Annotated in this window: 17 protein-coding genes; 10 read left to right on the forward strand and 7 right to left on the reverse strand. The window is 58.1% G+C overall.

Annotated elements, in window-relative coordinates; genetic code table 11:
* Positions 1-62 precede the first annotated feature (62 nt).
* The gene (locus ACR0AU_RS01430; protein WP_170404710.1) at positions 63-881 is read right to left on the reverse strand and encodes a ferritin-like domain-containing protein; all 819 of its coding nucleotides are present in this window, start codon (positions 879-881) and stop codon (positions 63-65) included.
* An 85-nt stretch (positions 882-966) separates the two neighbouring features.
* Positions 967-1,428 carry a peroxiredoxin family protein gene (locus tag ACR0AU_RS01435; RefSeq protein ID WP_170396533.1) on the reverse strand — a complete coding sequence of 154 codons (462 nt, stop codon included), beginning with the start codon at positions 1,426-1,428 and terminating at the stop codon, positions 967-969.
* 68 nt (positions 1,429-1,496) lie between these two features.
* Here ACR0AU_RS01435 and ACR0AU_RS01440 point away from each other — a divergent pair, with 68 nt between their 5' ends.
* The 4 genes from ACR0AU_RS01440 (at position 1,497) to ACR0AU_RS01455 (ending at position 8,035) form a co-directional block, all read left to right on the forward strand.
* Complete coding sequence (locus ACR0AU_RS01440) at positions 1,497-4,880, forward strand: YhdP family protein (protein WP_480795166.1); 3,384 nt, start codon at positions 1,497-1,499, stop codon at positions 4,878-4,880.
* A gap of 44 nt (positions 4,881-4,924) precedes the next feature.
* Positions 4,925-5,971 carry a tRNA preQ1(34) S-adenosylmethionine ribosyltransferase-isomerase QueA gene (gene queA / locus ACR0AU_RS01445; RefSeq protein ID WP_480795392.1) on the forward strand — a complete coding sequence of 349 codons (1,047 nt, stop codon included), beginning with the start codon at positions 4,925-4,927 and terminating at the stop codon, positions 5,969-5,971.
* A 106-nt stretch (positions 5,972-6,077) separates the two neighbouring features.
* Positions 6,078-7,349, forward strand: coding sequence for an MFS transporter (locus tag ACR0AU_RS01450; protein WP_170422201.1), 1,272 nt, complete (start codon positions 6,078-6,080; stop codon positions 7,347-7,349).
* Positions 7,350-7,456: 107 nt separating this feature from the next.
* Positions 7,457-8,035: a DUF924 family protein gene (locus ACR0AU_RS01455; protein WP_170396541.1), complete on the forward strand. Its 579-nt coding sequence runs from the start codon at positions 7,457-7,459 to the stop codon at positions 8,033-8,035.
* Here ACR0AU_RS01455 and ACR0AU_RS01460 read toward each other — a convergent pair.
* Complete coding sequence (locus ACR0AU_RS01460; RefSeq protein WP_170733359.1) at positions 8,032-8,466, reverse strand: hypothetical protein; 435 nt, start codon at positions 8,464-8,466, stop codon at positions 8,032-8,034. The genes ACR0AU_RS01455 and ACR0AU_RS01460 overlap by 4 nt on opposite strands.
* Positions 8,467-8,678: 212 nt before the next feature.
* On the opposite strand from ACR0AU_RS01460, the gene lpdA reads away from it, so the two are divergent.
* Positions 8,679-10,073 (forward strand): dihydrolipoyl dehydrogenase, encoded by a 1,395-nt coding sequence (lpdA, locus tag ACR0AU_RS01465; RefSeq protein ID WP_170733358.1) that lies wholly within the window; start codon positions 8,679-8,681, stop codon positions 10,071-10,073.
* A 134-nt stretch (positions 10,074-10,207) separates the two neighbouring features.
* Here the strand turns inward: lpdA and ACR0AU_RS01470 are convergent, their stop codons facing one another.
* A complete protein-coding gene (locus ACR0AU_RS01470) occupies positions 10,208-11,593 on the reverse strand; it encodes a dipeptidase (protein WP_170612344.1) in 1,386 nt (461 codons plus the stop codon).
* 302 nt (positions 11,594-11,895) lie between these two features.
* Here ACR0AU_RS01470 and hemA point away from each other — a divergent pair, with 302 nt between their 5' ends.
* The 3 genes from hemA to ispG all read left to right on the forward strand — a co-directional run bounded on the left by hemA (position 11,896) and on the right by ispG (position 15,656).
* The gene (gene hemA / locus ACR0AU_RS01475) at positions 11,896-13,119 is read left to right on the forward strand and encodes a 5-aminolevulinate synthase (RefSeq protein WP_170612342.1); all 1,224 of its coding nucleotides are present in this window, start codon (positions 11,896-11,898) and stop codon (positions 13,117-13,119) included.
* Between the two features lie 130 nt (positions 13,120-13,249).
* Positions 13,250-14,464: a helix-turn-helix domain-containing protein gene (locus ACR0AU_RS01480; RefSeq protein WP_170663671.1), complete on the forward strand. Its 1,215-nt coding sequence runs from the start codon at positions 13,250-13,252 to the stop codon at positions 14,462-14,464.
* A 70-nt stretch (positions 14,465-14,534) separates the two neighbouring features.
* Positions 14,535-15,656 carry a flavodoxin-dependent (E)-4-hydroxy-3-methylbut-2-enyl-diphosphate synthase gene (gene ispG / locus ACR0AU_RS01485; protein ID WP_170733356.1) on the forward strand — a complete coding sequence of 374 codons (1,122 nt, stop codon included), beginning with the start codon at positions 14,535-14,537 and terminating at the stop codon, positions 15,654-15,656.
* A 6-nt stretch (positions 15,657-15,662) separates the two neighbouring features.
* Here ispG and ACR0AU_RS01490 read toward each other — a convergent pair whose 3' ends face one another.
* From ACR0AU_RS01490 to ACR0AU_RS01500, 3 genes are read right to left on the reverse strand one after another with little or no spacing between them, the layout of a single operon-like run.
* Entirely contained in the window at positions 15,663-16,733 is a 1,071-nt protein-coding gene (locus ACR0AU_RS01490) for an agmatine deiminase family protein (protein WP_480585341.1), read from the reverse strand.
* Positions 16,734-16,755: 22 nt separating this feature from the next.
* Entirely contained in the window at positions 16,756-17,514 is a 759-nt protein-coding gene (locus ACR0AU_RS01495) for a DsbA family protein (RefSeq protein ID WP_480795167.1), read from the reverse strand.
* Positions 17,511-18,896 (reverse strand): M48 family metalloprotease, encoded by a 1,386-nt coding sequence (locus tag ACR0AU_RS01500; RefSeq protein ID WP_170733497.1) that lies wholly within the window; start codon positions 18,894-18,896, stop codon positions 17,511-17,513. The genes ACR0AU_RS01495 and ACR0AU_RS01500 overlap by 4 nt, the downstream gene beginning before the upstream one ends.
* Here ACR0AU_RS01500 and ACR0AU_RS01505 point away from each other — a divergent pair.
* The gene (locus ACR0AU_RS01505; protein ID WP_480795168.1) at positions 18,895-20,058 is read left to right on the forward strand and encodes a pyridoxal phosphate-dependent aminotransferase; all 1,164 of its coding nucleotides are present in this window, start codon (positions 18,895-18,897) and stop codon (positions 20,056-20,058) included. The two genes, ACR0AU_RS01500 and ACR0AU_RS01505, sit on opposite strands and share 2 nt — an antisense overlap.
* A 66-nt stretch (positions 20,059-20,124) precedes the next feature.
* Positions 20,125-21,345: an N-acetylmuramoyl-L-alanine amidase gene (locus tag ACR0AU_RS01510; RefSeq protein ID WP_480795169.1), complete on the forward strand. Its 1,221-nt coding sequence runs from the start codon at positions 20,125-20,127 to the stop codon at positions 21,343-21,345.
* The last annotated feature ends 36 nt before the right edge of the window (positions 21,346-21,381 follow it).

Below are 21,381 nucleotides of genomic sequence, written 5' to 3' on the forward strand. Positions count from 1 at the left end.
GCTATGAACGGAGAATTACCGCACGTGATCGGCGAGAACTTGCCGATAGCGAGCATTTGCTGTCAGTCCGACACAACTCCGGGTGGTGGCAGGTCTTCGGTCAGGGGCCAATAGAAATCTGGCGGCAGTCCGGCCTCGGCCCGTTTCTCTTCGTTAAATGGTGGTTTCAGCGCGCCGTGGAAATAGCGGCGGACGAGGGCGTGGAATACATCCTTGGGGTCGGCATTCTCGCGCCCGCACAAGAAGTGGAACCATTTCGAGCCATAGGCGACGTGACCAACTTCCTCGGCATAAATCACTTCCAGTGCAGCGACTGCGTCGTCAGCCTTGGCCTTGCGGAAAATGTCGATCATTCCGGGGGTCACGTCCAGCCCACGTGCCTCAAGCACCATTGGGACGACGGCAAGACGACCCATAAGATCCTCGGCAGTGTCCTCGGCGGCGCGCCACATGCCTGCATGGGCGGGCAGGGCGCCATAATGGCTCCCCATCTGTTCGAGGCAGTCGCAGACCATCTCAAAATGGCGCGATTCTTCTTCGGCGCATTTCACCCAATCGTCATAGAAGCCGATGGGCATGGGCACATGGCCAAACCGGGCAATGATATCCCAATGCAGATCCACGGCGTTCAACTCTATATGAGCGACAGCGTGCAACAGTGCGATGCGGCCGGCCTCGGACCCCGCCCTTCGGCGCGGTACATCACGAGGCGACAACAGTTCGGGCTTTTCAGGTCGCGCAGGGTATAGCGGTGGCTTTGCGGTGCCCACTTCGATCTTGGGCGCGTCGCCTTGCCGGGCTGCGAACCAGGCAGCGGCGTATCGTTTGGACAGGGCGGTTTTCTCGCGACCGACTGATGTGGTCAAAACCTCGGTCGCCATTTCGGTCAGTGTTTTTGACACGCTTGCCCCCTTACGCTTCACTCCGCGCGGGTCATACCCTTGATGCCCGCGCGGGTCGAGAGGGCTAGAGCGCGCGTGCGGCCTCCAACACTTCGTCCACATGACCCGGCACTTTCACCTTGCGCCAGACGCGGGCGATTTTTCCATCCGCATCAATCAGAAAGGTCGAGCGTTCGATCCCCATGGATTTGCGTCCGTACATGTTCTTTTCGACCCAGACGCCATAATCTTCGCACACGCTCTGACCCTCATCGGACAAAAGCGGCGTCGTAAGGCCGTGCTTGGCGACAAATTTGTCATGCTTGGCCACGGTATCGCGCGAGATGCCGAAAACGTTAGCACCCGCATCCGCAAAGGCTTGTAGTTGTTCCGAGAAACCGATGGATTCCTTGGTGCAGCCCGGCGTATCATCGCGGGGATAGAAAAACAGAACGACCGCGCGGCCACGTTGTTCCGACAGGGTCACCTCGCCGCCGCCGTCGCGAGGCAGTGTAAAGTCGGGTGCGATGTCTGAGACTTCGGGCATATTCAAACTCCGGCTGAGAAATTAACGGTTGCCGCATATCATAGGGCTCCGTTGACAGGTTGAAAGGCGTGAGACGCAAATTGGTCCGGCAAGAACAGCAGGATGACACGAAGGCGGATAAGAAACCCCGCCGTCGGTCGCGGCGTCGGACCGCAGGGCTGTGGACATTGCGCGGTGTCTTCATCCTTGGATTTCTGGCACTGGTCACCGGCTTTATGGTTGTCGGCCAGCGCATGCACGCGCCGGATTGGTTGCGCGACCGGGTCGAGGCGCGCCTTGATCAGACATTGGGTGGCGTCAAAGTTCGGTTCGGCGATGTCAGTTTCATCATTCATGAAGGCTGGCGTCCGCGATTGCGACTGACCGATGTTCGTATCAGCGATGCGGACGGACGGCAGATTGCCGAAGTGTCCGACCTGCGGGCCAGCCTGTCGATGCGCCCGCTGTTGCGCGGGCATGTGCGCCCGAAGCGGATCATATTGCAAGGCGCGCACATTGCACTGACACGGGGTGTCGATGGAGCGCTGTCGCTGACGGTCGGTGCCGGAAGTGCGCCGGTCGGTCAGGCCCGGAACCTGGCGCAGCTGATTGAATCATCGGACGAGGTGTTCCAGGCGCCTATTTTGTCAGCCCTGACCTCGGTCGAACTGGATGCAATTACGCTGGACTATCAGGACCTGCGGTTGGGCCGGTCCTGGGTGCTGGACGGCGGGCGTATTCAGGCCAACCGCAGCGCGGGTGAGGTTCGTCTGGCCACCAATTTCTCGGTGCTGGCCGGTCGCGATTATGTCAGCACGATCGAGGCCAACTATACCAGTTTGCTGGGCAGTCCCGCTGCGCAGTTCGGCATCTCGATCACCGATCTTCCCGCCGAGGATATCGCAGGCCACAGCCCGGCGCTGGCATGGATGCAGGTACTTCGCACACCGATCTCAGGTGCTTTGAGGGGTGGCATTGATACTGAGGGCGCGCTGGGGCCGGTCTTTGCCACGTTGAATCTGGGTGCAGGCGCCGTGCAGCCCACGCCTGAAACAACACCGATCAAATTCGACGCGGCGCGGACGTATTTTACCTACGACCCGAAACAACAGGCGCTGGATTTCAATGAAGTCTCGATCCAGTCTGCCTGGGGTACGGTGCAGGCAGATGGCAAGGCCTTTCTACATGGGGTCAAAGCTGGCGGGTTGGACAGTATGTCGGGGCAGTTCCGCCTCAGCGGGATTGAGATCAACCCGGCCAATCTGTTCCCCGAAGCACTGAATCTGACGCGGGCCGATGTTGATTTCCAGATGAAACTTGCGCCGTTCCGTATACAGCTGGGGCAAATGACGGTTGAAGACGGTGCACATCGCGCACGGCTCAGCGGGTCTCTGGCTGGTTTGACCGACGGCTGGGTCGCAGCCATTGATGCACAGATTGATCGGATGAGCTCTGATCAGCTGTTGAACTACTGGCCCGAACGACTTGCCCCGAAACCGCGCCTTTGGGTCACCGACAACCTCTATCACGGAGAAATGTCCGATCTGGATTTCGCCCTGCGTCTACGGCCCGGCGAAAAGCCGGACATCTATGCGGATTTCGAATTCGACGAGACCGAGATTCGGTTCGCCAAGACGTTGCCAACTATCCAAGACGCGCAGGGGCAGGCCAGCCTGCTCAACCGGCGCTTTACCGTCTCGGCGCAAAAGGGGATTGTGATCGCGGATGAAGGAGGTACCGTTGATGCCTCGGGCACCTCGTTCATCATCCCCGATACCGGCATCAAAAAAACCACCCCGGCCATTGCGCGGATTAAGGCCAGCGGCAGTGTAACCGCAGCCATGTCATTGCTGGACCGCCCGCCGCTGCAACTGTTGACCAAGGCCAATCTGCCGGTGGATCTGGCCGACGGTCAGGTCAGTCTGAGTGGAACGCTTTCCTTGCCGCTGATCAAGGGCCTGAAGCTGGAAGATACCAGGTTCCATTTCATTGGCGAGTTGTCGAATTTGGACAGCAGCAAGCTGGTACCCGGATTTGAAGTCAGCGCAGACCGATTGGACCTGAGCGGCGACCAGACGCAAGTGGCCATCCAGGGCGAGGGGCTGTTTGGTGTTGTACCGGTTGAAGCGCTTTGGCGGCAGCCGATCGGAGGCGAAACCCCGCAGCAAAGCGAATTGACAGGTCAAATCGAATTCTCCCCGCGTCTGATGGAACAAATCAATGCCGGACTGCCGCGCGGCATGTTGACCGGAGAGGGGATCGCCGATTTCAGCCTGAGTCTTGGTGCGGGTGAGCCCCCGCGCTTGTCCGCACAATCCGATCTGGTTGGTGTCGCGCTGGCGATCCCTGAGCTTGGATGGCGCAAATCAGCCAGCACTGGCGGCTCTCTGACTGCCGAGGCCACGCTGGGCGCTCAGCTAAGTGTCGATTCCCTTCGGATCAACGCTGCTGGTCTGCGGACAACTGCAGCGATCTCGTTCCGGGATGGCGGGTTCGAAAGGGTACGGTTCAGCACGTTCGAACTGGGCGACTGGCTTGCAGTTCCGGCGGAATTGATTGGGCGTGGTGCCGCGCTGCCAGATATCCGTGTGTTGGGCGGCGTGCTTGATCTGGGAAAATCCACCATCGGTGAGGGAGGTAGCAGCGGTGGTGCTGCCGGGCCCGGGCCAAAGCTGGATGTGAAGCTGGACCGACTACAAGTCACTGAATCCGTTGCGTTGACCGGGTTGACTGGCTCGTTTCAAACCACTGGCGGATTGACCGGCAGCTTTGCCTCGCAAGTCAATGGCGGTGCAGCGATCCGCGGTCAGGTCACCCCGCGCGCGTCCCGATCTGCGGTTGGTCTAACCTCGGACGATGCGGGGGCAGTTCTGCGATCAGCGGGGGTTCTGACGCAGGCACGCGGTGGAACAATGCAATTGCAGCTGGATCCGATCGCGGAGCCTGGAAACTATGACGTCGACCTGAAAATCAAAAATACGCGGATCACGGACGCCCCGGCCATGGCAGCGATATTGAACGCGATCAGTCTGGTGGGGTTGCTGGATGAAATGGCGGGGCAAGGTATTTTCTTCGCAGCCATCGACAGCAAAATGCGTATCACTCCGACCGAGGTGAAAGTGCTGAGCGGTAGTGCCGTGGGGCCATCAATGGGGCTGTCCTTTGACGGTACGGTCGACACTGTAGCCGGGATGCTGAACCTGCGCGGCGCGATTTCACCGATCTATCTGGTCAATGCTATTGGCAGCGTTCTGACCAAAAAGGGGGAAGGTATCTTTGCCTTCAACTACACTTTGTCCGGACCGCTGTCCGACCCGCAAGTTTCGGTCAATCCTCTGTCTGGTCTCGCACCTCTGTTTCTGCGCAACCTGTTGCGCGAGCCTGCGCCAACGGTCTCGGATGGCCCGAATGCCACACCGGATCGATCTGGCGAACCCAATCCCGCCTTTCAGACACGGGGTGAGGATCGCTGATCTGAGCTGTGGCCGAATCTGTCGGGCCGATGTATGGCGCGGCCATGAAACTCAGCGACTTTGACTTCCACCTGCCCGAACACCTGATTGCCACGCGTCCCGCCAGCCCGCGCTCGTCCGCGCGACTGCTGCTTGCGCAGGGTGATGCGATTCAGGATCGGCATGTGTTCGATCTGCCGGACATATTGCAGCCCGGGGACCGTCTGGTGCTGAACGACACCCGCGTCATTCCCGCTCGCCTCAGCGGTCGCCGCCACCGTGACAGCGCGCAAGGGCCGGTATCTGCCGCGATTGAGGCGACGTTGCTGGACCCGCAATCTGATGGTTGCTGGGCCGCGCTGATCAAGCCGCTTAAGAAGATCAAACCGGGCGAAGAGATCGTATTCTCAGACGATCTGAGCGCAACCCTGGACCGAGTTGCCGATGGCCAAGCCTATCTGCGCTTCAACCTGACCGGAGAGGATTTCGATCAAGCGTTGGAGCAGGCCGGCGCGATGCCGTTGCCTCCCTACATCGCAGCGAAACGCGCGGCGGATGAACAGGACAAGACCGACTACCAAACTGTGTGGGCGCGAAACTCCGGAGCCGTAGCGGCCCCAACCGCGTCCTTGCATTTTGATGATGCGCTTTTGCAGGCGCTATCGGAGCGCGGTGTCGAGTTCACGCATGTCACGCTGCATGTGGGGGCAGGCACATTTCTGCCGGTCAAAGTGGAAGACGTGACCTCCCACAAGATGCACGCCGAATGGGGACGGGTCAGCGCGCAGGCCGCTGCCGAGATTGCGGCGACCAAAGAAGCGGGCGGGCGCGTTATCCCGGTGGGCACAACCGCCCTTCGACTGATCGAAAGCGCGGCACGCTGCGGCCGGATCGCGCCGTGGGAAGGCGAGACCGATATCTTCATATACCCAGGTTTTGAATTTCATGTCACTGATGCGCTGATGACCAACTTCCACCTGCCGAAATCCACATTGCTGATGCTGGTTTCGGCGTTGATTGGGCAGGATCGGATCAAGTCGGTCTATGACCACGCTATCGCAGAAGAATATCGCTTTTTCTCATACGGCGACGCGTCTCTGCTGATACCATAGTCGTATCTTGGCCATCTGAGCCCTTACAATGTCGTAGACAAGCGCGACGTGCTTCGTCATTGACGGCAAAGCGGACAAAACACACCGGCAATTTTGGATAGGCAGAATGCTTCAGGTTCTTTCCAGCGCTTGGGCGCTTCTTCTGGGAATGGGGTTGCTGATGGTCGGCAACGGCCTGCAGGGCACGTTGCTGGGGGTGCGTGGGGAGATCGAGGGATTCTCGACCCTAGAGATGTCCTTTGTGATGTCGGCCTATTTCCTTGGGTTCCTTGGCGGCTCGCGTCTGGCACCTGAAATGATCCGCCGCGTGGGGCACGTGCGCGTGTTTGCGGCGCTGGCCTCGTTTATCTCGGCTGTCATGATCATGTATCCGATGCTGACCGATCCAATTGCATGGTCGATTGGCCGCGTGATTATCGGGTTCTGTTTTTCGGGCGTGTATGTGACTGCTGAAAGCTGGCTGAACAATGCCGCAAACAACGAGAACCGAGGGCAGGCGCTGTCGCTTTATATGATGGTGCAGATGACAGGTGTGGTGAGTGCCCAGGCCTTGTTGCTGGTCGGTGACCCGGCAGGATATGAGACCTTTGTCATCGCTTCTATACTGGTTTCGATCTCATTTGCGCCTATTCTGCTGTCCATTTCTCCGACCCCGGCGTTCGATACCACCAAACCGATGACATTGCGCCAGCTGATGGAAACATCGCCGCTGGGCTGCGTCGGCATGTTCTTGCTTGGCGGGATATTTTCAGCGCAATTCGGGATGAGCGCCGTTTATGGCGCTCAGGTTGGATTGAGTCTGGTCGAGATTTCGACCTTCGTAGCGGTGTTTTATATCGGCGCCGTAGTCCTGCAATATCCGTTGGGCTGGATGTCCGACAGAATGGACCGCCGTCTGCTGATCATGCTGGTGGCCGCTGTTGGTGGGGTAGGCGCCGTGATAGGCATGATACTGGGCGTCACTTTCACCATGCTTCTCGTAGCTGCCTTTATCATCGGCGGCATGACAAGCCCGCTCTATTCTCTGTTGATCGCGTATACCAATGACTACTTGGAGTATGACGATATGTCGGCGGCTTCGGGCGGTCTGGTTTTTATTAACGGCTTGGGCGCTATCGCAGGTCCAATTATCACCGGTTGGCTAATGGGGGCTGGCGTGCTCGGCCCACAAGGCTTTTTCCTGTTCATCGCGGCGCTGATGTTCATCATGGCCGCCTATGCGGCCTATCGTATGACCCAGCGCGTCTACAAACCCGTGGATGAAACCGGATCGATTGCCCCGATTTACCCGACATCTTCGCCCGTTGCTCTGGAAGTTGCGCAAGAGGTCGCCATAGAGGCAGCCCAGGACGAGCAGGATACGCAAGAACCCGCCTGAGCGCCGGAAATGTGACTTTTGTGTTGCAATATGTTACTGTCACAAATCTGTAAAAGTGATTTTAATGACGTTACGTCCTGGGGAGGGCAATTACGGAGTCTAGGGCAATGGTAGGTCCTGAAGAAGTATTGAGTTTTTGGTTAGATGAGGTTGGCCCCGAGGGGTGGTACCTGCAGGATGAAGCGCTGGATGCGCGGATCCGGGATAAATTTCTTTCAACATGGGAAGCCGCGTGTGAGGGTAAATTCTCGCTTTGGCTGACCTATCCTAGCGGTTCGCTGGCCTATATTATTCTTATGGATCAGTTGCCTCGCAACATGTTCCGGGGAAGCAAACAGGCCTTTGCATCGGATCGGGCGGCACTGGCTGCAGCGAAATGCGCGGTCGACAAAGGCTGGGATCTTAAGATCGACGAACCGGCGCGGCAGTTCTTTTATTTGCCGATGATGCATTCGGAAAATCTGTGCGATCAGGAGCGCTGTGTGCGCCTTATGATCGAACGGATGCCGGAAGGCGGCGAGAGCAATCTGCTTCATGCGCGCGCTCATCGTGAGGTGATCCGCAAGTTCGGTCGTTTCCCGTATCGAAACGATGCGCTGGAACGCGCGACCACTGAACACGAAGCCGCATATGTCAGTAATGGCGGATATGGTTCGACTGTGCGCGAGTTGCAGGCCGCGACCTAGGTCGCGGGCTCACAGCCTTTTAGGATCAGAAGGCGGTCGGTGACAGTGTCGGCGGATGTCGTGATGGCATAGTCGATCAAGTCTTCTGGTTTTTCGACCAGGCCCGCCAATCGGGTCTGAGTGTCTTCCAGCTTCCCCTCCAGATCACCCAAACGTCGCAATGCCGCATTCAACTGTTGGCGTGTGACCGCATCGAGCTGCGTGCCCTGACTGCCAAGGGTCGCAAGATCGCTGCGCAACGCGGCCAGTTCCCCACGAATTCCCTGCGCCTGATCTCGTAGCGGCGCCACGACCTGCAGGTTCTCAGCAAACCCGACCCGGATCTGATCGACAGACTGCGCAAGTTTCCACCCCAAAAACAGGCATAAAGCCAACAATATCAATGTCGCGTTCAAAAGAGCGAGCAGTAAATCTTTGAGCGTTTTAGCCATGATACGCCTTTCGAAAATCGGGAAGGTCAAAAACTGGTAGTGCATATTCTTCAGTTCTAGCCTTTGCGGTAACGTGGGTATAGGCTGAATTCAGCTCCAAATACCTGATTTGACCCCGCGTCACATATGTCGCGGGCTCTGATGTTGATGCGTTGTAAAAAATAGTTTAACGGTAAACTAGTTTTTGAACTGACCTGTGCCGAGAGGGAAACATGGCTGCACAATCTTATGATCTGATCGTAATCGGGGCTGGCCCCGGTGGCTATGTAGCCGCTATTCGCGCGGCGCAACTGGGCCTGAAGACCGCTGTTGTCGAGCGCGAACATCTGGGTGGTATCTGCCTGAACTGGGGCTGTATCCCGACAAAGGCACTACTGCGGTCATCGGAAGTGTTCCACCTGATGGAGCGTGCCAAGGATTTTGGCTTGAAAGCAGACAAGGTCGGCTACGATCTGGATGCGGTTGTGAAGCGCTCGCGCGGTGTTGCCGCGCAGTTGTCCGGCGGCATAGGTCATCTGCTGAAAAAGAACAAAGTCGCTGTTGTCATGGGTGAGGCATCGATCCCCGCCAAGGGCAAGGTCAGCGTCAAAACAGACAAAGGCACGGAAGACCTAACCGCGAAGAATATCGTTCTGGCCACCGGTGCCCGGGCGCGCGAACTGCCGGGCCTTGAAGCGGATGGCGATCTGGTCTGGACGTACAAACACGCGCTGCAACCGCCGCGGATGCCCAAGAAACTGCTGGTCATCGGCTCGGGTGCGATCGGGATCGAATTCGCCAGCTTCTATAACACTTTGGGCGCGGACACGACCGTGGTCGAGGTGATGGATCGAGTGCTGCCTGTCGAAGATGCCGAGATCAGTGCATTTGCCAAGAAAGCTTTCACCAAGCAGGGCATGACCATCATGGAAAAGGCGATGGTTAAACAATTGGACCGCGCCAAGGACAAGGTGACTGCGCATATCGAGGTGAAAGGCAAGGTTGAGAAACACGATTTTGACACGGTGATCTCGGCCGTGGGCATCGTCGGCAATGTGGAAAACCTCGGGCTTGAAGCCTTGGGTGTGAAGATCGACCGCACGCACGTGGTCACCGATGAATACTGCCGCACTGGGGTAGACGGGCTTTACGCTATAGGTGATATCGCCGGGGCGCCCTGGCTGGCACACAAAGCCAGCCACGAAGGCGTGATGGTCGCGGAACTGATCGCGGGCAAACACGCACATCCGGTCAAGCCTGAAAGCATCGCGGGCTGCACTTATTGCCAGCCTCAGGTCGCTTCGGTTGGGTATAGCGAAGCCAAGGCCAAAGAGCTGGGCTATGACATCAAGGTCGGACGCTTCCCGTTCATCGGCAACGGCAAGGCCATCGCGCTTGGTGAGCCCGAGGGACTGATCAAGACCGTCTTCGATGCCAAGACTGGGGAACTGCTAGGTGCACACATGATCGGTGCCGAAGTCACAGAGCTTATTCAGGGCTATGTGGTCGGTCGCCAGTTGGAAACCACTGAAGAAGACCTGATGAACACCGTCTTCCCGCATCCGACGCTGTCTGAAATGATGCATGAAAGCGTGCTGGATGCCTATGGACGCGTGATCCACATGTAAGGACAGGGGGCTCTGCCCCCGCCGCGGCAAGCCGCGACTCCCCCGAGATATTTATAGCCAGATGAAGCAGGGGATCCGTACTTCATCTGGCCGAAAATACCTCGGAGCGCGAGGCAGAGCCTCGCAAAGGATCCTCATTTATTTATTGCTTCCAATATACGGGCCCACGAGCGGATGCCTCTGTGGAAGCTTTTGACGTCGTATTTCTCGTTCGGCGAGTGGATGGCATCATCGTCATTGGCATACCCAACCAGCATCGAATCCAGCCCCAACACTGTATTGAAATATCCAACCACTGGGATTGATCCGCCCATCCCGGTGAAAACGGCCTCGCGATTCCACTCGTCCGAAAGTGCTCCGCGGGCCGCTTCGAATTCTGGGCGGCTAAGGTTCATCACCGAAGCAGGAGAGCCTTCGAGATCACTGTCCCAGACCACTTTAGCATCCGTGGACAGGCGCTCTTCGACATGTTTGCGGATCCTTTTGCGGAGCGCGTCCGGGTCCATGTCGCCGACCAGGCGGCAGGTGATCTTGCAATGTGCCTCGGACGGGATAACGGTTTTGGAGCCCGCGCCGTTGTAACCTCCCCAAAGGCCATTCACTTCGAGCGTGGGTCGCGCCCATTGTTGTTCCAGCGTGGAATAGCCTGTTTCACCGTGCGGCTCGGTATAGCCAACCGAATTCAGGTATTCCGTTTCATCGAACCCGCAATTCTCCCATTGGCGCAACTGCTCGGCCGGGACTTCGTGTACGCCTTCGTAAAAACCTTCGACTGCGACGCGGCCGGTTTCTTCATCATAGAAGGATGCGACGATGCGCGACAGTTCCCGCAGCGGGTTCAGACCCGGCCCGCCATAGTGGCCCGAATGCAGGTCAATGCGGGGACCGATGATTGTGAATTCATCCTTGAGCATGCCGCGCAATTGCGACGCTATCGAAGGCACCCCCCGCGACACCATCGAAGTATCACAGACCAACGCGAGATCCGCCTGAAGCTCGGATTTGTTTGCTTTGAGAAATGGCACGAGCGAGGGCGACCCGGATTCTTCCTCACCTTCGAAGAAAAACGTGATGCGGCAGGGCAGGGTGCCATGCACTGCTTTCCAGGCGCGGCAGGCCTCGACGAAGGTCATCAGTTGGCCTTTGTCGTCAGAAGCGCCGCGCCCGCGTATCACCTGTCCGTGTGGAGTGTCTTCCAAAGCCGGATCGAAAGGATCGCGTGTCCACAGCTCCAGCGGATCGACAGGTTGCACATCATAGTGCCCATAGAACAGAACATGCGGCCCACCGCTGTCCTCACCGACATGGCCAACGACCATGGGATGTCCCGGAGTTTCGCGCTTTTCGGCTGCAATACCGATACTTTTCAGATCCGCCACCAGCCAATCGGCAGCCTGGTCGACTTGGTCCTTGAAGGCCGGGTCAGTCGAGATGGAGGGAATGCGCAGAAACTCCATCAGGCGGTCGATGGAGGTGGTCAGATCGGTATCGATCCGGCTCAGTACAGCGTCAAGCGACATAGGGGTCTCCTGGGAAGGTCTTGAAATTGGGCAGAGCCTATCAGCATGGGCGGTACCGTCCAGCAGGTTTCTGTGCTGGATCTGGGGAAAAGGCCTGCGGCGTTTCCTCGCGTCTTGTGGTCGTAACTTTGCTTGTCGGTTTAGGCGTTTGGCGTTATTTGATGCAAATCAAAGTTGGGTTCGGCTGTTCGGCTGTAGGCCAGTTGGACAGATGAACGCGACGCCATACTTCCAGCCCGGCTTGTGAAGTGGCGAAAAAAGTCGCCCGGGGCTATAATAACCGGGCATCCAAGGAGGGTCCGTTGGACTATACTGCTCAGATCGATACAGCGATTGCCAGGCTGCATGACGAAGGACGTTATCGGACCTTTATCGATATTGAACGTCGGAACGGTCATTTTCCGCATGCGGTACGGACTTGTCCCGATGGTTCGCAGCAGAACATCACCGTGTGGTGTGGCAATGATTATTTGGGCATGGGTCAGAATCCTGTTGTTTTGGAGGCCATGCACGAGGCGGTGGAGGCCGCAGGCGCAGGCTCGGGCGGGACGCGCAACATTTCAGGCACGACAGTCTATCACAAACGGCTGGAAGCTGAATTGGCGGACTTGCACGGCAAAGAAGCCGCACTGCTATTCACCAGTGCCTATATCGCCAATGACGCGACACTCAGCACTCTGCCAAAACTGTTCCCCGGCCTGATTATATATTCCGATGCACTGAACCATGCGTCGATGATCGAAGGCGTGCGCCGCAACGGGGGTGCCAAACGCATCTTCCGCCACAATGACGTGGCACATCTGCGTGAGTTGCTGGAGGCTGATGACCCTGCAGCCCCCAAGCTGATCGCGTTTGAGTCGGTCTATTCGATGGATGGCGATTTCGGACCCATTGAAGAGATTTGCGATCTGGCCGATGAATTCGGTGCTTTGACCTATATTGATGAGGTTCACGCGGTTGGCATGTACGGCCCCCGCGGCGGGGGCGTAACCGAGCGTGATCGGTTGGCGCATCGCATTGACATCATCAACGGAACGCTTGCCAAAGCCTATGGTGTCATGGGCGGCTACATCGCGGCGAGTGCCAAGATGTGTGACGCCATCCGGTCCTATGCGCCGGGCTTCATCTTCACTACCTCGCTGCCACCTGCGGTTGCGGCAGGGGCGGCAGCCTCGGTGGCCTATCTCAAGCGCGCGCCTGAACTGCGCGAGCAGCACCAGACCCAGGCCAGCATTCTTAAGCTGAGGCTGAAAGGGCTTGGCATGCCTCTGATTGATCACGGCAGCCACATTGTGCCGGTGATCGTTGGCAACCCCGTCCACACCAAGAAGTTGAGCGATATGCTGCTGGATGACTATGGTATCTATGTGCAGCCAATCAATTTCCCGACCGTTCCGCGCGGCACCGAACGTCTGCGGTTTACGCCATCTCCGGTGCATGGACCCGACGAAATGAACCGTCTGGTGCAGGCGATGGACGAACTTTGGTCACATTGTGCGCTAAATCGCGCCGAACTTGCTGGTTAACCTCACGCTAAAGTGTGCAACGAGTTTGCTGCGTGTTAAGCTTACGCTAACAAAAGAAGCGGACGAATCGTTATAGGGGCGATTCGACGTTTGCGCGTAACACGCGACAGGCAAAGATGGGGCAGCAGGAATGATTGGGCGCAGATCACAGCGCGATTCCGAAGAAGACATGGACGTCAGACCCAAGGGTTTTGATGACTATGAGGTACGGCTTGGCGATGTCATGCGCGGCGAACGTGCAACGATGGGCAAGTCGCTTCTGGATGTGCAGCGTGAACTGCGAATCAAAGCCAACTACATCGCCGCCATCGAAAATGCAGATCCCGATGCCTTTGACACACCCGGCTTCATCGCCGGGTATGTGCGTTCATATGCCCGCTATCTGGGCATGAACCCCGATGAGACTTTTGCGACCTTCTGTCAGGAAAGCGGTTTCGAGGTTGCGCATGGCATGTCGGCCGAGGCGTCGGTGGTCAAAAAAGCGCAAGGTGGTTTGCCCTCACGCGGGCCGATGGGACGTGATCCGTTTGTCTCGCCCAGTACGCCTTATATTCCGGGCCGCGAATCCGTAGTCAGCCAGATTGAACCGCGTGCTATTGGATCGACGCTGGTGCTGTTGGCCGTCATTGGCGGCATCGGTTATGGGGGCTGGTCGGTTCTGAACCGCATTCAGCAGGTGCAGGTCAGCCCGGTTGAGCAGGCCCCCGTCGTGCTTACAGACCTTGATCCGCTGGATGCCGCCCAGGCCCGGCCCGAGGGAACCGAACTGGCCAGCGCCGAGGTGCCAAGCTCTGAAGCGCTGGATCGTCTGTATCGTCCGCAGGCGCTTGATGTGCCGGTGCTGGTGGCGCGGGATGCGCCGATTTCCACCCTTGATCCGCGCAGTGTCGGAACGTTCCGCGCGCCTGAACCTCCGCAAATCAAAGTGACCGAAGTGCATACGGTTGAACGCCCGGCCTTGCCTCAAGTGGTTGAAAAGCTGGATACGACGCTGAAGATCGTGGCCGTGAACCCCGCTTGGATGCGTGTCACGGCAGCCGATGGCAGCGTGATTTTCGAAGGAACTCTGGGCACCGTTGAGCAGGGCAGCACGTTCGAGGTGCCGCTCACCGAGGAACCCCCGCAACTGCGAGCAGGAGCTGCAGGGTCGGTCTATTTCTCGATGAATGGCGAACATTTTGGTCCTGTGGGCGCGCCGGGCACGGTGGCCAAAGGTGTTGTTCTGTCAAAAGATGCCGTTGCAGAAACCTTCGCAGTTGCCGATCTTGAGGCCGATCAGAACAGCGCACTCAAGCAACTGGTGGCCGAGTTGCAGACCGAGGCGGCAGAAGCGCCCACCGAGTGATCTTGGCATTGCTCCCCAAGGGATGGCGAACTATCTAAGGGTCAATTCAGGCTGATCCGGATCGATCCTCATGTCGCTCAATCACGTGCGCCCTTGGCGCAATATCTATCGCCGCAAATCCCGCCAGATCATGGTCGGCAATGTGCCCGTCGGAGGTGACGCACCGATTGCCGTGCAGACCATGACCAACACGCTGACCACCGACGTGGCTGCGACCGTGGCACAGGTGCAGGCGGCAGCAGAGGCGGGGGCGGATATCGTGCGGGTCTCGGTCCCGGATGAGGCCTCGTCAAAAGCGCTGAAAGAGATCGTGCGCGAAAGCCCTGTTCCTATCGTGGCTGATATTCATTTCCACTACCGTCGCGGAATCGAATCCGCCAAGGCCGGTGCGGCCTGTCTACGGATCAATCCGGGCAATATCGGCGATGAAAAACGGGTGAAAGAGGTCATCAAAGCCGCGCGAGACCACAATTGCTCGATCCGGATCGGGGTGAACGCAGGGAGCCTGGAAAAGCACCTGCTTGAGAAATACGGCGAGCCGTGCCCCGAAGCGATGGTCGAGAGCGGGTTGGAGCATATCCGTATTCTCGAAGACAACGACTTTCACAATTTCAAGATCAGTGTGAAGGCCAGCGACGTATTCCTGTCAGCGGCGGCTTATCAGGGCATTGCCGAGGCGACGGATGCGCCCATCCATCTGGGCATCACCGAGGCCGGAGGGCTGGTCAGCGGCACCATCAAATCGGCCATCGGTCTGGGCAATCTGCTGTGGATGGGCATTGGCGACACGATCCGCGTCAGCCTGTCTGCTGATCCGGTGGAAGAGGTCAAGGTCGGCTATGAGATCCTGAAATCTCTGGGCCTGCGCCATCGCGGCGTGAACATCATCTCATGCCCCTCCTGCGCGCGACAGGGTTTTGACGTAATCAAAACGGTTGAGGCGTTGGAGCATCGCTTGGAACACATCAAGACACCCATGAGCCTGTCGATCATCGGCTGTGTCGTGAACGGTCCGGGTGAGGCGCTGATGACCGATGTCGGTTTCACCGGTGGCGGGGCAGGCTCGGGCATGGTCTATCTGGCAGGCAAAGCCAGCCACAAGATGTCAAACGACCAGATGATTGATCACATCGTTGAAGAGGTCGAAAAGAAGGCAGCAGAGCTGGATGCGGCAGCTGAAGCTGCTGAGTAACAAGGCCTATGCAACAGGCATTTGCTGTGTTGCGCAGTGAATGCCGCCGCCCAGCTCGCCCAATACGTCGACATTCAATGCAATGATCTCGCGCCCGGGGTAGTGACGAGCTAGGGCCATCTGTGCAATCTCATCGGTTTCGCGGTCTCCGAACTGGGCCATCACGATGCCGCCATTACAAACATAGTAATTCGCATAAGATGCCACGAATTCGGGATCGTTAACTCGGCGCCTATTGGGTTCAGAGATCACCACAACCTGCAATCCTTCGGCGACGAGACGGTCATGAGTATCAAGGGCCGCGACATGAAACGGATCATCCATATCCGGCTCGTCTGGCAGGTTGATCAAAACGCGCCCAGGGCCGGTGAAGCGCGCCAGACTGTCGATGTGGTAATCGGTGATATCCTCGCCCCAGACCCCATCAGACCAGACCATGCGGTCAGCCCCATAGGCTGCCAGTAATCGGGATTCAATTTCGTTGCGTGACAGGTCTGGATTGCGGTTCTCATTCACCCACGAGCTTTCATGGGCCATGATCAACCCATGCCCGTCTTGTTCTACACCACCGGCCTCGCCCCTCAAGCCGGACGGAAGCAGGGGTAGGCCGAGATGATCGGCAACCTTACTGGCGATTTGCGCATCGTGTTTGTGCACCTGTTTCCGGCCCCAGCCGTTGAACTGGATATGACTGACCGCAATCCCGCCTCGATTGTCGATCACGAAGATTGGACCTGCGTCGCGGCACCACAAATCTTCGGTTGGAACATCCCAGAGCTCGACTGATGAGGAAAGTTTTTGACGCGCATCCGCATGGTGCTTTGCCGCCGCAAGCATTGTCACGGGTTCAAAGGCGGAAATGGCGTTCGCGATTTCCGCGATGGTTTGTTGCACCATATCCAGAAAGATCTGGTCACGGTAAACTTTGCGGCTGACCGGCCATTGCATGAATGTGCGTTCGTGGGGCGCTTCTTCCGCCGGTACGAAGAAGTTTGAAGTGCGCTGAGCGAGGGTTTGCTTAGACAGGCCCATAAAACTCAGCGCGCCTCCAGTGAGTAAGAGGTTCCGTCGATCCATGCTGGAAACCTACAGTGATGACTTAACCCTGTTCTGCCCGAACTCCATTTGCGATCTGGAGCATTTGGTCTGCGGGCAGGTACCCGCGCATCATTTCGGTGCCCAGAACAAAGGATGGTGTGCCTGAAATCCGCAGCTTTTGCGCCAGATCGCGGGTTTTTGCGATTTCTTCGGTGACCTCATCGCTGTTCATTGCCGCGATGATCGCGTCGCTGTCCAGACCCAGCCCATCTGAAATCCGGCGCAGGGTCACCTCGGAGGGCTCGCCGCTGAATTCCAGCAGAGCGTCATGCACCTGCTTATAGGCATCGTCTCCGGCCACCTGTTTTGTTGCGATGGCAAAGCGGGATGACGCTACAGAGGCATCGCCTAGGATCGGCAATTCCTTAATCACAAGACGGATATTGCCGTCCTCGGCCAGCAGGGTGGCCACTTCGGGCACGGCGCGCCGGCAGTAACCGCAACGGTAGTCCATGAACTCGACCAGAGTAATATCGCCGTCCGGATTGCCACCGACCCAGCTGTAACCGTCATTAAAAAGCTCGTCAGCGTTGGCCGCGACAAGCTCCTTGTCAGCCTGAGCCTCGGCAACGGCATTGCGTTCCTCAAGGATGTTGATCGCCTCGAGGATCACTTCGGGGTTTTCCAGAAGGTATTCGCGCACCTGTGCGCCAAACTCGGCCTTCTCGGCGTGGCTCATCGCGTTCAATTCCAGCGCCTGCGCAGGACCAGTGATCAGGGAAAGACCCAATAGGGCCGGTGCAGCATGTCTCAGGATCATTTCCGTTTCCTCTTTTTCTTCTTCTTTGCGCGCTCCGAGGCAATCAACACATCCTGTGCCCTTTGCCAACCCGGAGAGCCTTCGGGGAGCTGTGCAACAGCCCGTTTAGCATGTATGCCCGCATCATCAAGTCGGCCCTGCAGCGCATAGCGTTCTGCAGTCACCGCAGACGCCATTCCGTTGTTGCCCACCTGCGAATAGGCAGAACCCAGATCCTGCATCAGCCGGGCATTGCGATAGTCGCGTGCGCGCGCCTTTTCAAGCACTTGCAGGGCTTTCTTCGTCTTGCCATCCGCCAGCAAAGCACGTCCGTAACCGGCGAGGATCAGGGCATTGTTGGGCGCCATATCAACGGCTGCACCGTAGGCATCCACAGCTTCGCGCACGCGCCGGTTCTCCAATAGAATCTGGCCCTTCAATTCATAAAAAAACGGATCGTCAGGGCGAATCTCCAGCGCACCATCGATTGCGGCGCGGGCACTGGCGAGATCGCGATTTTGATGATGGGCCGATGCCTCGCGCATCAGGCGTATGTCACGATCTTTTTCTTCGCCCGCGCGACGCATGGTCCAGGTCGGGGATCGAAGAAAGGCTGACAACTTACCTTTGATCCGCGCGAACCAGTAATCGGCATTTGCGTTTTGCTCTGCCTTGTCGCCGAATTCGTTCAGAAAGGCCTCGGCGGCGCGCAAACGTTCGCGGCTGGTAGGGTGTGAGCGCATGTAGGGGTCTTGATTGACGGGGTTCAACAGCTCTTGCCCCGCGAACTTACGGTGCAGGTTGACCATCCCGCGCGGAGATACTCCCGCCCAACGCAAATAGCTGGCAGCACTTCGATCCGCCGAGGCTTCTTCAGCCCGCGTATGGCCCAGAAAGCTGCGCAGCGCCGAGGCTTGTGTGCCCGCTGCAATTCCTGCTGCAGCTTCTCCGCCACCTGCGGCCGCGGCTGCAAGTGCTAAAAGCGTCCCAAGCTGCGCGTTACGTTGCGCCGCGCGCAGGTTCTCTGAGCGTCTGGCCAAGTGGCCGTTGGCGATGTGCGCGGCCTCGTGTGCGATCACCGCTTGCAGCATCTCGGGCGTATCGACGCTTAGGATCAAGCCATAGTTGATATAGATCGTGTTGTAATCGATCACGAAGGCATTGAACGTACCATCATTGACGATCAGTACGCGCACCCGGTTGGTGTTCAGGCCAGCGGCCCGCAGGATCGGAAAGGCGAGCTCTTGCAGCCCGTGTTCAATGTCGGGATCGCGGATAAGGCTTTGCGCGCTGGCCTGCATGGCGCTGATCGACCATGTCACTGCCAGCAGCAACACGGCCGGGATTGACGCCAGCCGGGATAAGCGTTCAAAAGCCATGGCTGCAACATGGGAGATGGCCATGAGAAACTCAACCCGTTCCGGGGTCGATCCCTTCATCGTGATGGACGTGATGGAGGCCGCGCGCAAGGCGGAAGAAGCCGGGCGGCATGTCGTTCACATGGAAGTAGGTCAACCGGGGACCGGCGCACCCAAAGGGGCAACCGAAGCATTGGCGAAGGCCATGGAACAAGGGCCGCTTGGGTATACGGTGGCTTTGGGTTTGCCCGCTCTTCGTCAGCGGATCGCGCAGATGTATGGTGAATGGTATGGCGTTGATCTCAATCCAGAACGGGTGGTCATCACACCGGGATCATCGGGCGGGTTTTTGCTCGCCTTTACCGCTCTGTTCGACAGCGGTGATCGGGTGGGGATTGGTGCCCCGGGATATCCCTCATATAGGCAAATCCTGAAAGCATTGGGTTTGGTGCCGGTAGACTTGCCGACAGCACCGGAAAACCGGCTACAGCCGGTGCCCGCCGATTTCACGGGGCTTGATTTGCAGGGATTGATGGTTGCCTCGCCTGCCAACCCGACTGGAACAATGCTGGATCATGCGGCGATGCAGGCGCTGATCGATGCGGCGCACGCGCAGGGTGCATCGTTCATCAGTGACGAGATTTATCACGGGCTGGAATACGAGGCCAAAGCCGTCACTGCGCTCGAGCTGACGGATGAGTGCTATGTGATCAACTCATTCTCCAAATATTTTTCGATGACCGGCTGGCGCGTTGGCTGGATGGTTGTGCCCGAGGATCAGGTGCGGGTGGTTGAGCGGATTGCCCAGAACATGTTCATCTGCGCGCCTCACGCCAGTCAGGTGGCCGCATTGGCAGCTATGGATTGTAACGACGAATTGCAGGCAAATCTGGATGTATACCGCCGCAATCGTCTGTTGATGCTGGACGGGTTGCCCAAGGCCGGTTTTACCAATATCGCACCGCCGGATGGGGCGTTTTATGTTTACGCGGATGTCTCAGACTTGACCGATGACAGCCGGGCATTTGCAGCCGAGATTCTCGACAAAGCCGGGGTTGCCGTGACGCCGGGGCTGGATTTCGACCCGGTGCGCGGGCACACGACGCTGCGATTTTCCTATGCGCGATCGAGCGACGACATTCAGCAGGGGCTGGATCGGCTGCAACGTTTTATGGCCGAGCGAGGCGCTATCCCGCGAACGGCCTAAAGCGTTCACAAAGGCAGGGTTATGCGATAGTCTCTGCCTCAAACGATCTCGGGATAACTTGAGGCCATGAGCAGGATTTTCTACGCAATCGCCCTGATATGGGCGCTGACTGGTGCTGCTGTCGCGCAGGACTTTAGCGCGCTTGCACGCGTCCTTCCGGACCAGAGCGGAATCGTCGATGATGGCAATACCGGCGTAAGGGTCGAACTTGGGCTGACTCAAGGCGTGCCATACCGCGTGTTCACACTGCGCGATCCATACCGCGTGGTGCTGGATTTCCAAGAGGTCGACTGGTCTGGCCTGAACCGCGAGACCTTTCTGCAAACCAGCCGGATCAGCGGTGTTCAATTCGGCGCATACGTGCCCGGTTGGTCGCGTCTGGTGTTGGAGCTGGGCGCTCCGCTGGCGGTGGAAACAGCTGATCTGCGGGTTGATCAGGCGACGGGCACTGCTCAACTATCGCTGCACCTGAAAGGCACTGATTTTGACAGTTTTGCAGCCAGCGCAGGTGCCCCCCGTCAGCCCGGCTGGGATTTGCCGGAACCCGCAGTGACACCGGCACTGCCGCGGCGCGACGGTGTGCGGGCGGTTCGGGTCATGCTGGATCCCGGGCATGGCGGCATTGATCCCGGGGCAGAATTCGCGGATACCAATGAGAAAACACTGATGCTGACCTTCGCGCGAGAGCTGCGAGAGGCGCTGCTGCGTACCGGCGGTTTCGAAGTGGTGATGACGCGTGTTGACGATCAATTCGTCTCGCTCGAACGCCGTATCTCGCTGGCACATCAGGCCGGGGCCGACGTGTTTATCTCACTGCATGCGGATTCGCTTTCCGAAGGGCTGGCGCATGGGTCGGTCGTCTACACTCTTTCAGAGGAAGCTTCAGACGTTGCCAGTCAAAAGCTGGCCGAACGGCATGACCGGAGTGATTTGATCGCAGGTATTGATCTCAGCGGTGCAGACGATCAGGTCGCTGATGTGTTGCTGGATCTGGCTCGGCGAGAGACTGTGCCACGCAGTAGCGCACTGGCGCGCTCGCTGGTGGATGGAATGACGCAGCAGGGAGGCCCGATGAATCGTCGTCCGCTACGTTCTTCGTCGTTTTCGGTGTTGAAGGCAGCAGATATCCCATCGGTTCTGGTAGAGCTGGGTTTTTTGTCCAGCCCGCGCGATTTCAAGAACATCTCTGATCCAAACTGGCGCGCATCCATGGCGCATGGGATTGTGCAGGGGCTTGAGAACTGGCGTCGGGACGATCTGGTTAAGCGATCTCTGATCGGACAATGACGCAGCGGCGCAAAACAGCCATTGTAGCCTTTCGTG

This window comes from Ruegeria sp. CG1, assembly GCF_056537265.1.

Bases quoted from the DNA above. Each gene is read 5' to 3' on its own strand.
- ACR0AU_RS01505 (WP_480795168.1), top strand. From the start codon at position 18,895: ATGAGAAACTCAACCCGTTCCGGGGTCGATCCCTTCATCGTGATGGAC.
- queA (WP_480795392.1), top strand. From the start codon at position 4,925: ATGAAACTCAGCGACTTTGACTTCCACCTGCCCGAACACCTGATTGCC.
- lpdA (WP_170733358.1), top strand. From the start codon at position 8,679: ATGGCTGCACAATCTTATGATCTGATCGTAATCGGGGCTGGCCCCGGT.
- ACR0AU_RS01435 (WP_170396533.1), bottom strand. From the start codon at position 1,428: ATGCCCGAAGTCTCAGACATCGCACCCGACTTTACACTGCCTCGCGAC.
- ispG (WP_170733356.1), top strand. From the start codon at position 14,535: ATGTCGCTCAATCACGTGCGCCCTTGGCGCAATATCTATCGCCGCAAA.
- ACR0AU_RS01455 (WP_170396541.1), top strand. From the start codon at position 7,457: ATGGTAGGTCCTGAAGAAGTATTGAGTTTTTGGTTAGATGAGGTTGGC.
- ACR0AU_RS01510 (WP_480795169.1), top strand. From the start codon at position 20,125: ATGAGCAGGATTTTCTACGCAATCGCCCTGATATGGGCGCTGACTGGT.
- ACR0AU_RS01490 (WP_480585341.1), bottom strand. From the start codon at position 16,733: ATGGATCGACGGAACCTCTTACTCACTGGAGGCGCGCTGAGTTTTATG.
- ACR0AU_RS01480 (WP_170663671.1), top strand. From the start codon at position 13,250: ATGATTGGGCGCAGATCACAGCGCGATTCCGAAGAAGACATGGACGTC.
- ACR0AU_RS01470 (WP_170612344.1), bottom strand. From the start codon at position 11,593: ATGTCGCTTGACGCTGTACTGAGCCGGATCGATACCGATCTGACCACC.
- ACR0AU_RS01500 (WP_170733497.1), bottom strand. From the start codon at position 18,896: ATGGCCATCTCCCATGTTGCAGCCATGGCTTTTGAACGCTTATCCCGG.
- ACR0AU_RS01460 (WP_170733359.1), bottom strand. From the start codon at position 8,466: ATGGCTAAAACGCTCAAAGATTTACTGCTCGCTCTTTTGAACGCGACA.
- ACR0AU_RS01430 (WP_170404710.1), bottom strand. From the start codon at position 881: ATGGCGACCGAGGTTTTGACCACATCAGTCGGTCGCGAGAAAACCGCC.
- ACR0AU_RS01495 (WP_480795167.1), bottom strand. From the start codon at position 17,514: ATGATCCTGAGACATGCTGCACCGGCCCTATTGGGTCTTTCCCTGATC.
- ACR0AU_RS01450 (WP_170422201.1), top strand. From the start codon at position 6,078: ATGCTTCAGGTTCTTTCCAGCGCTTGGGCGCTTCTTCTGGGAATGGGG.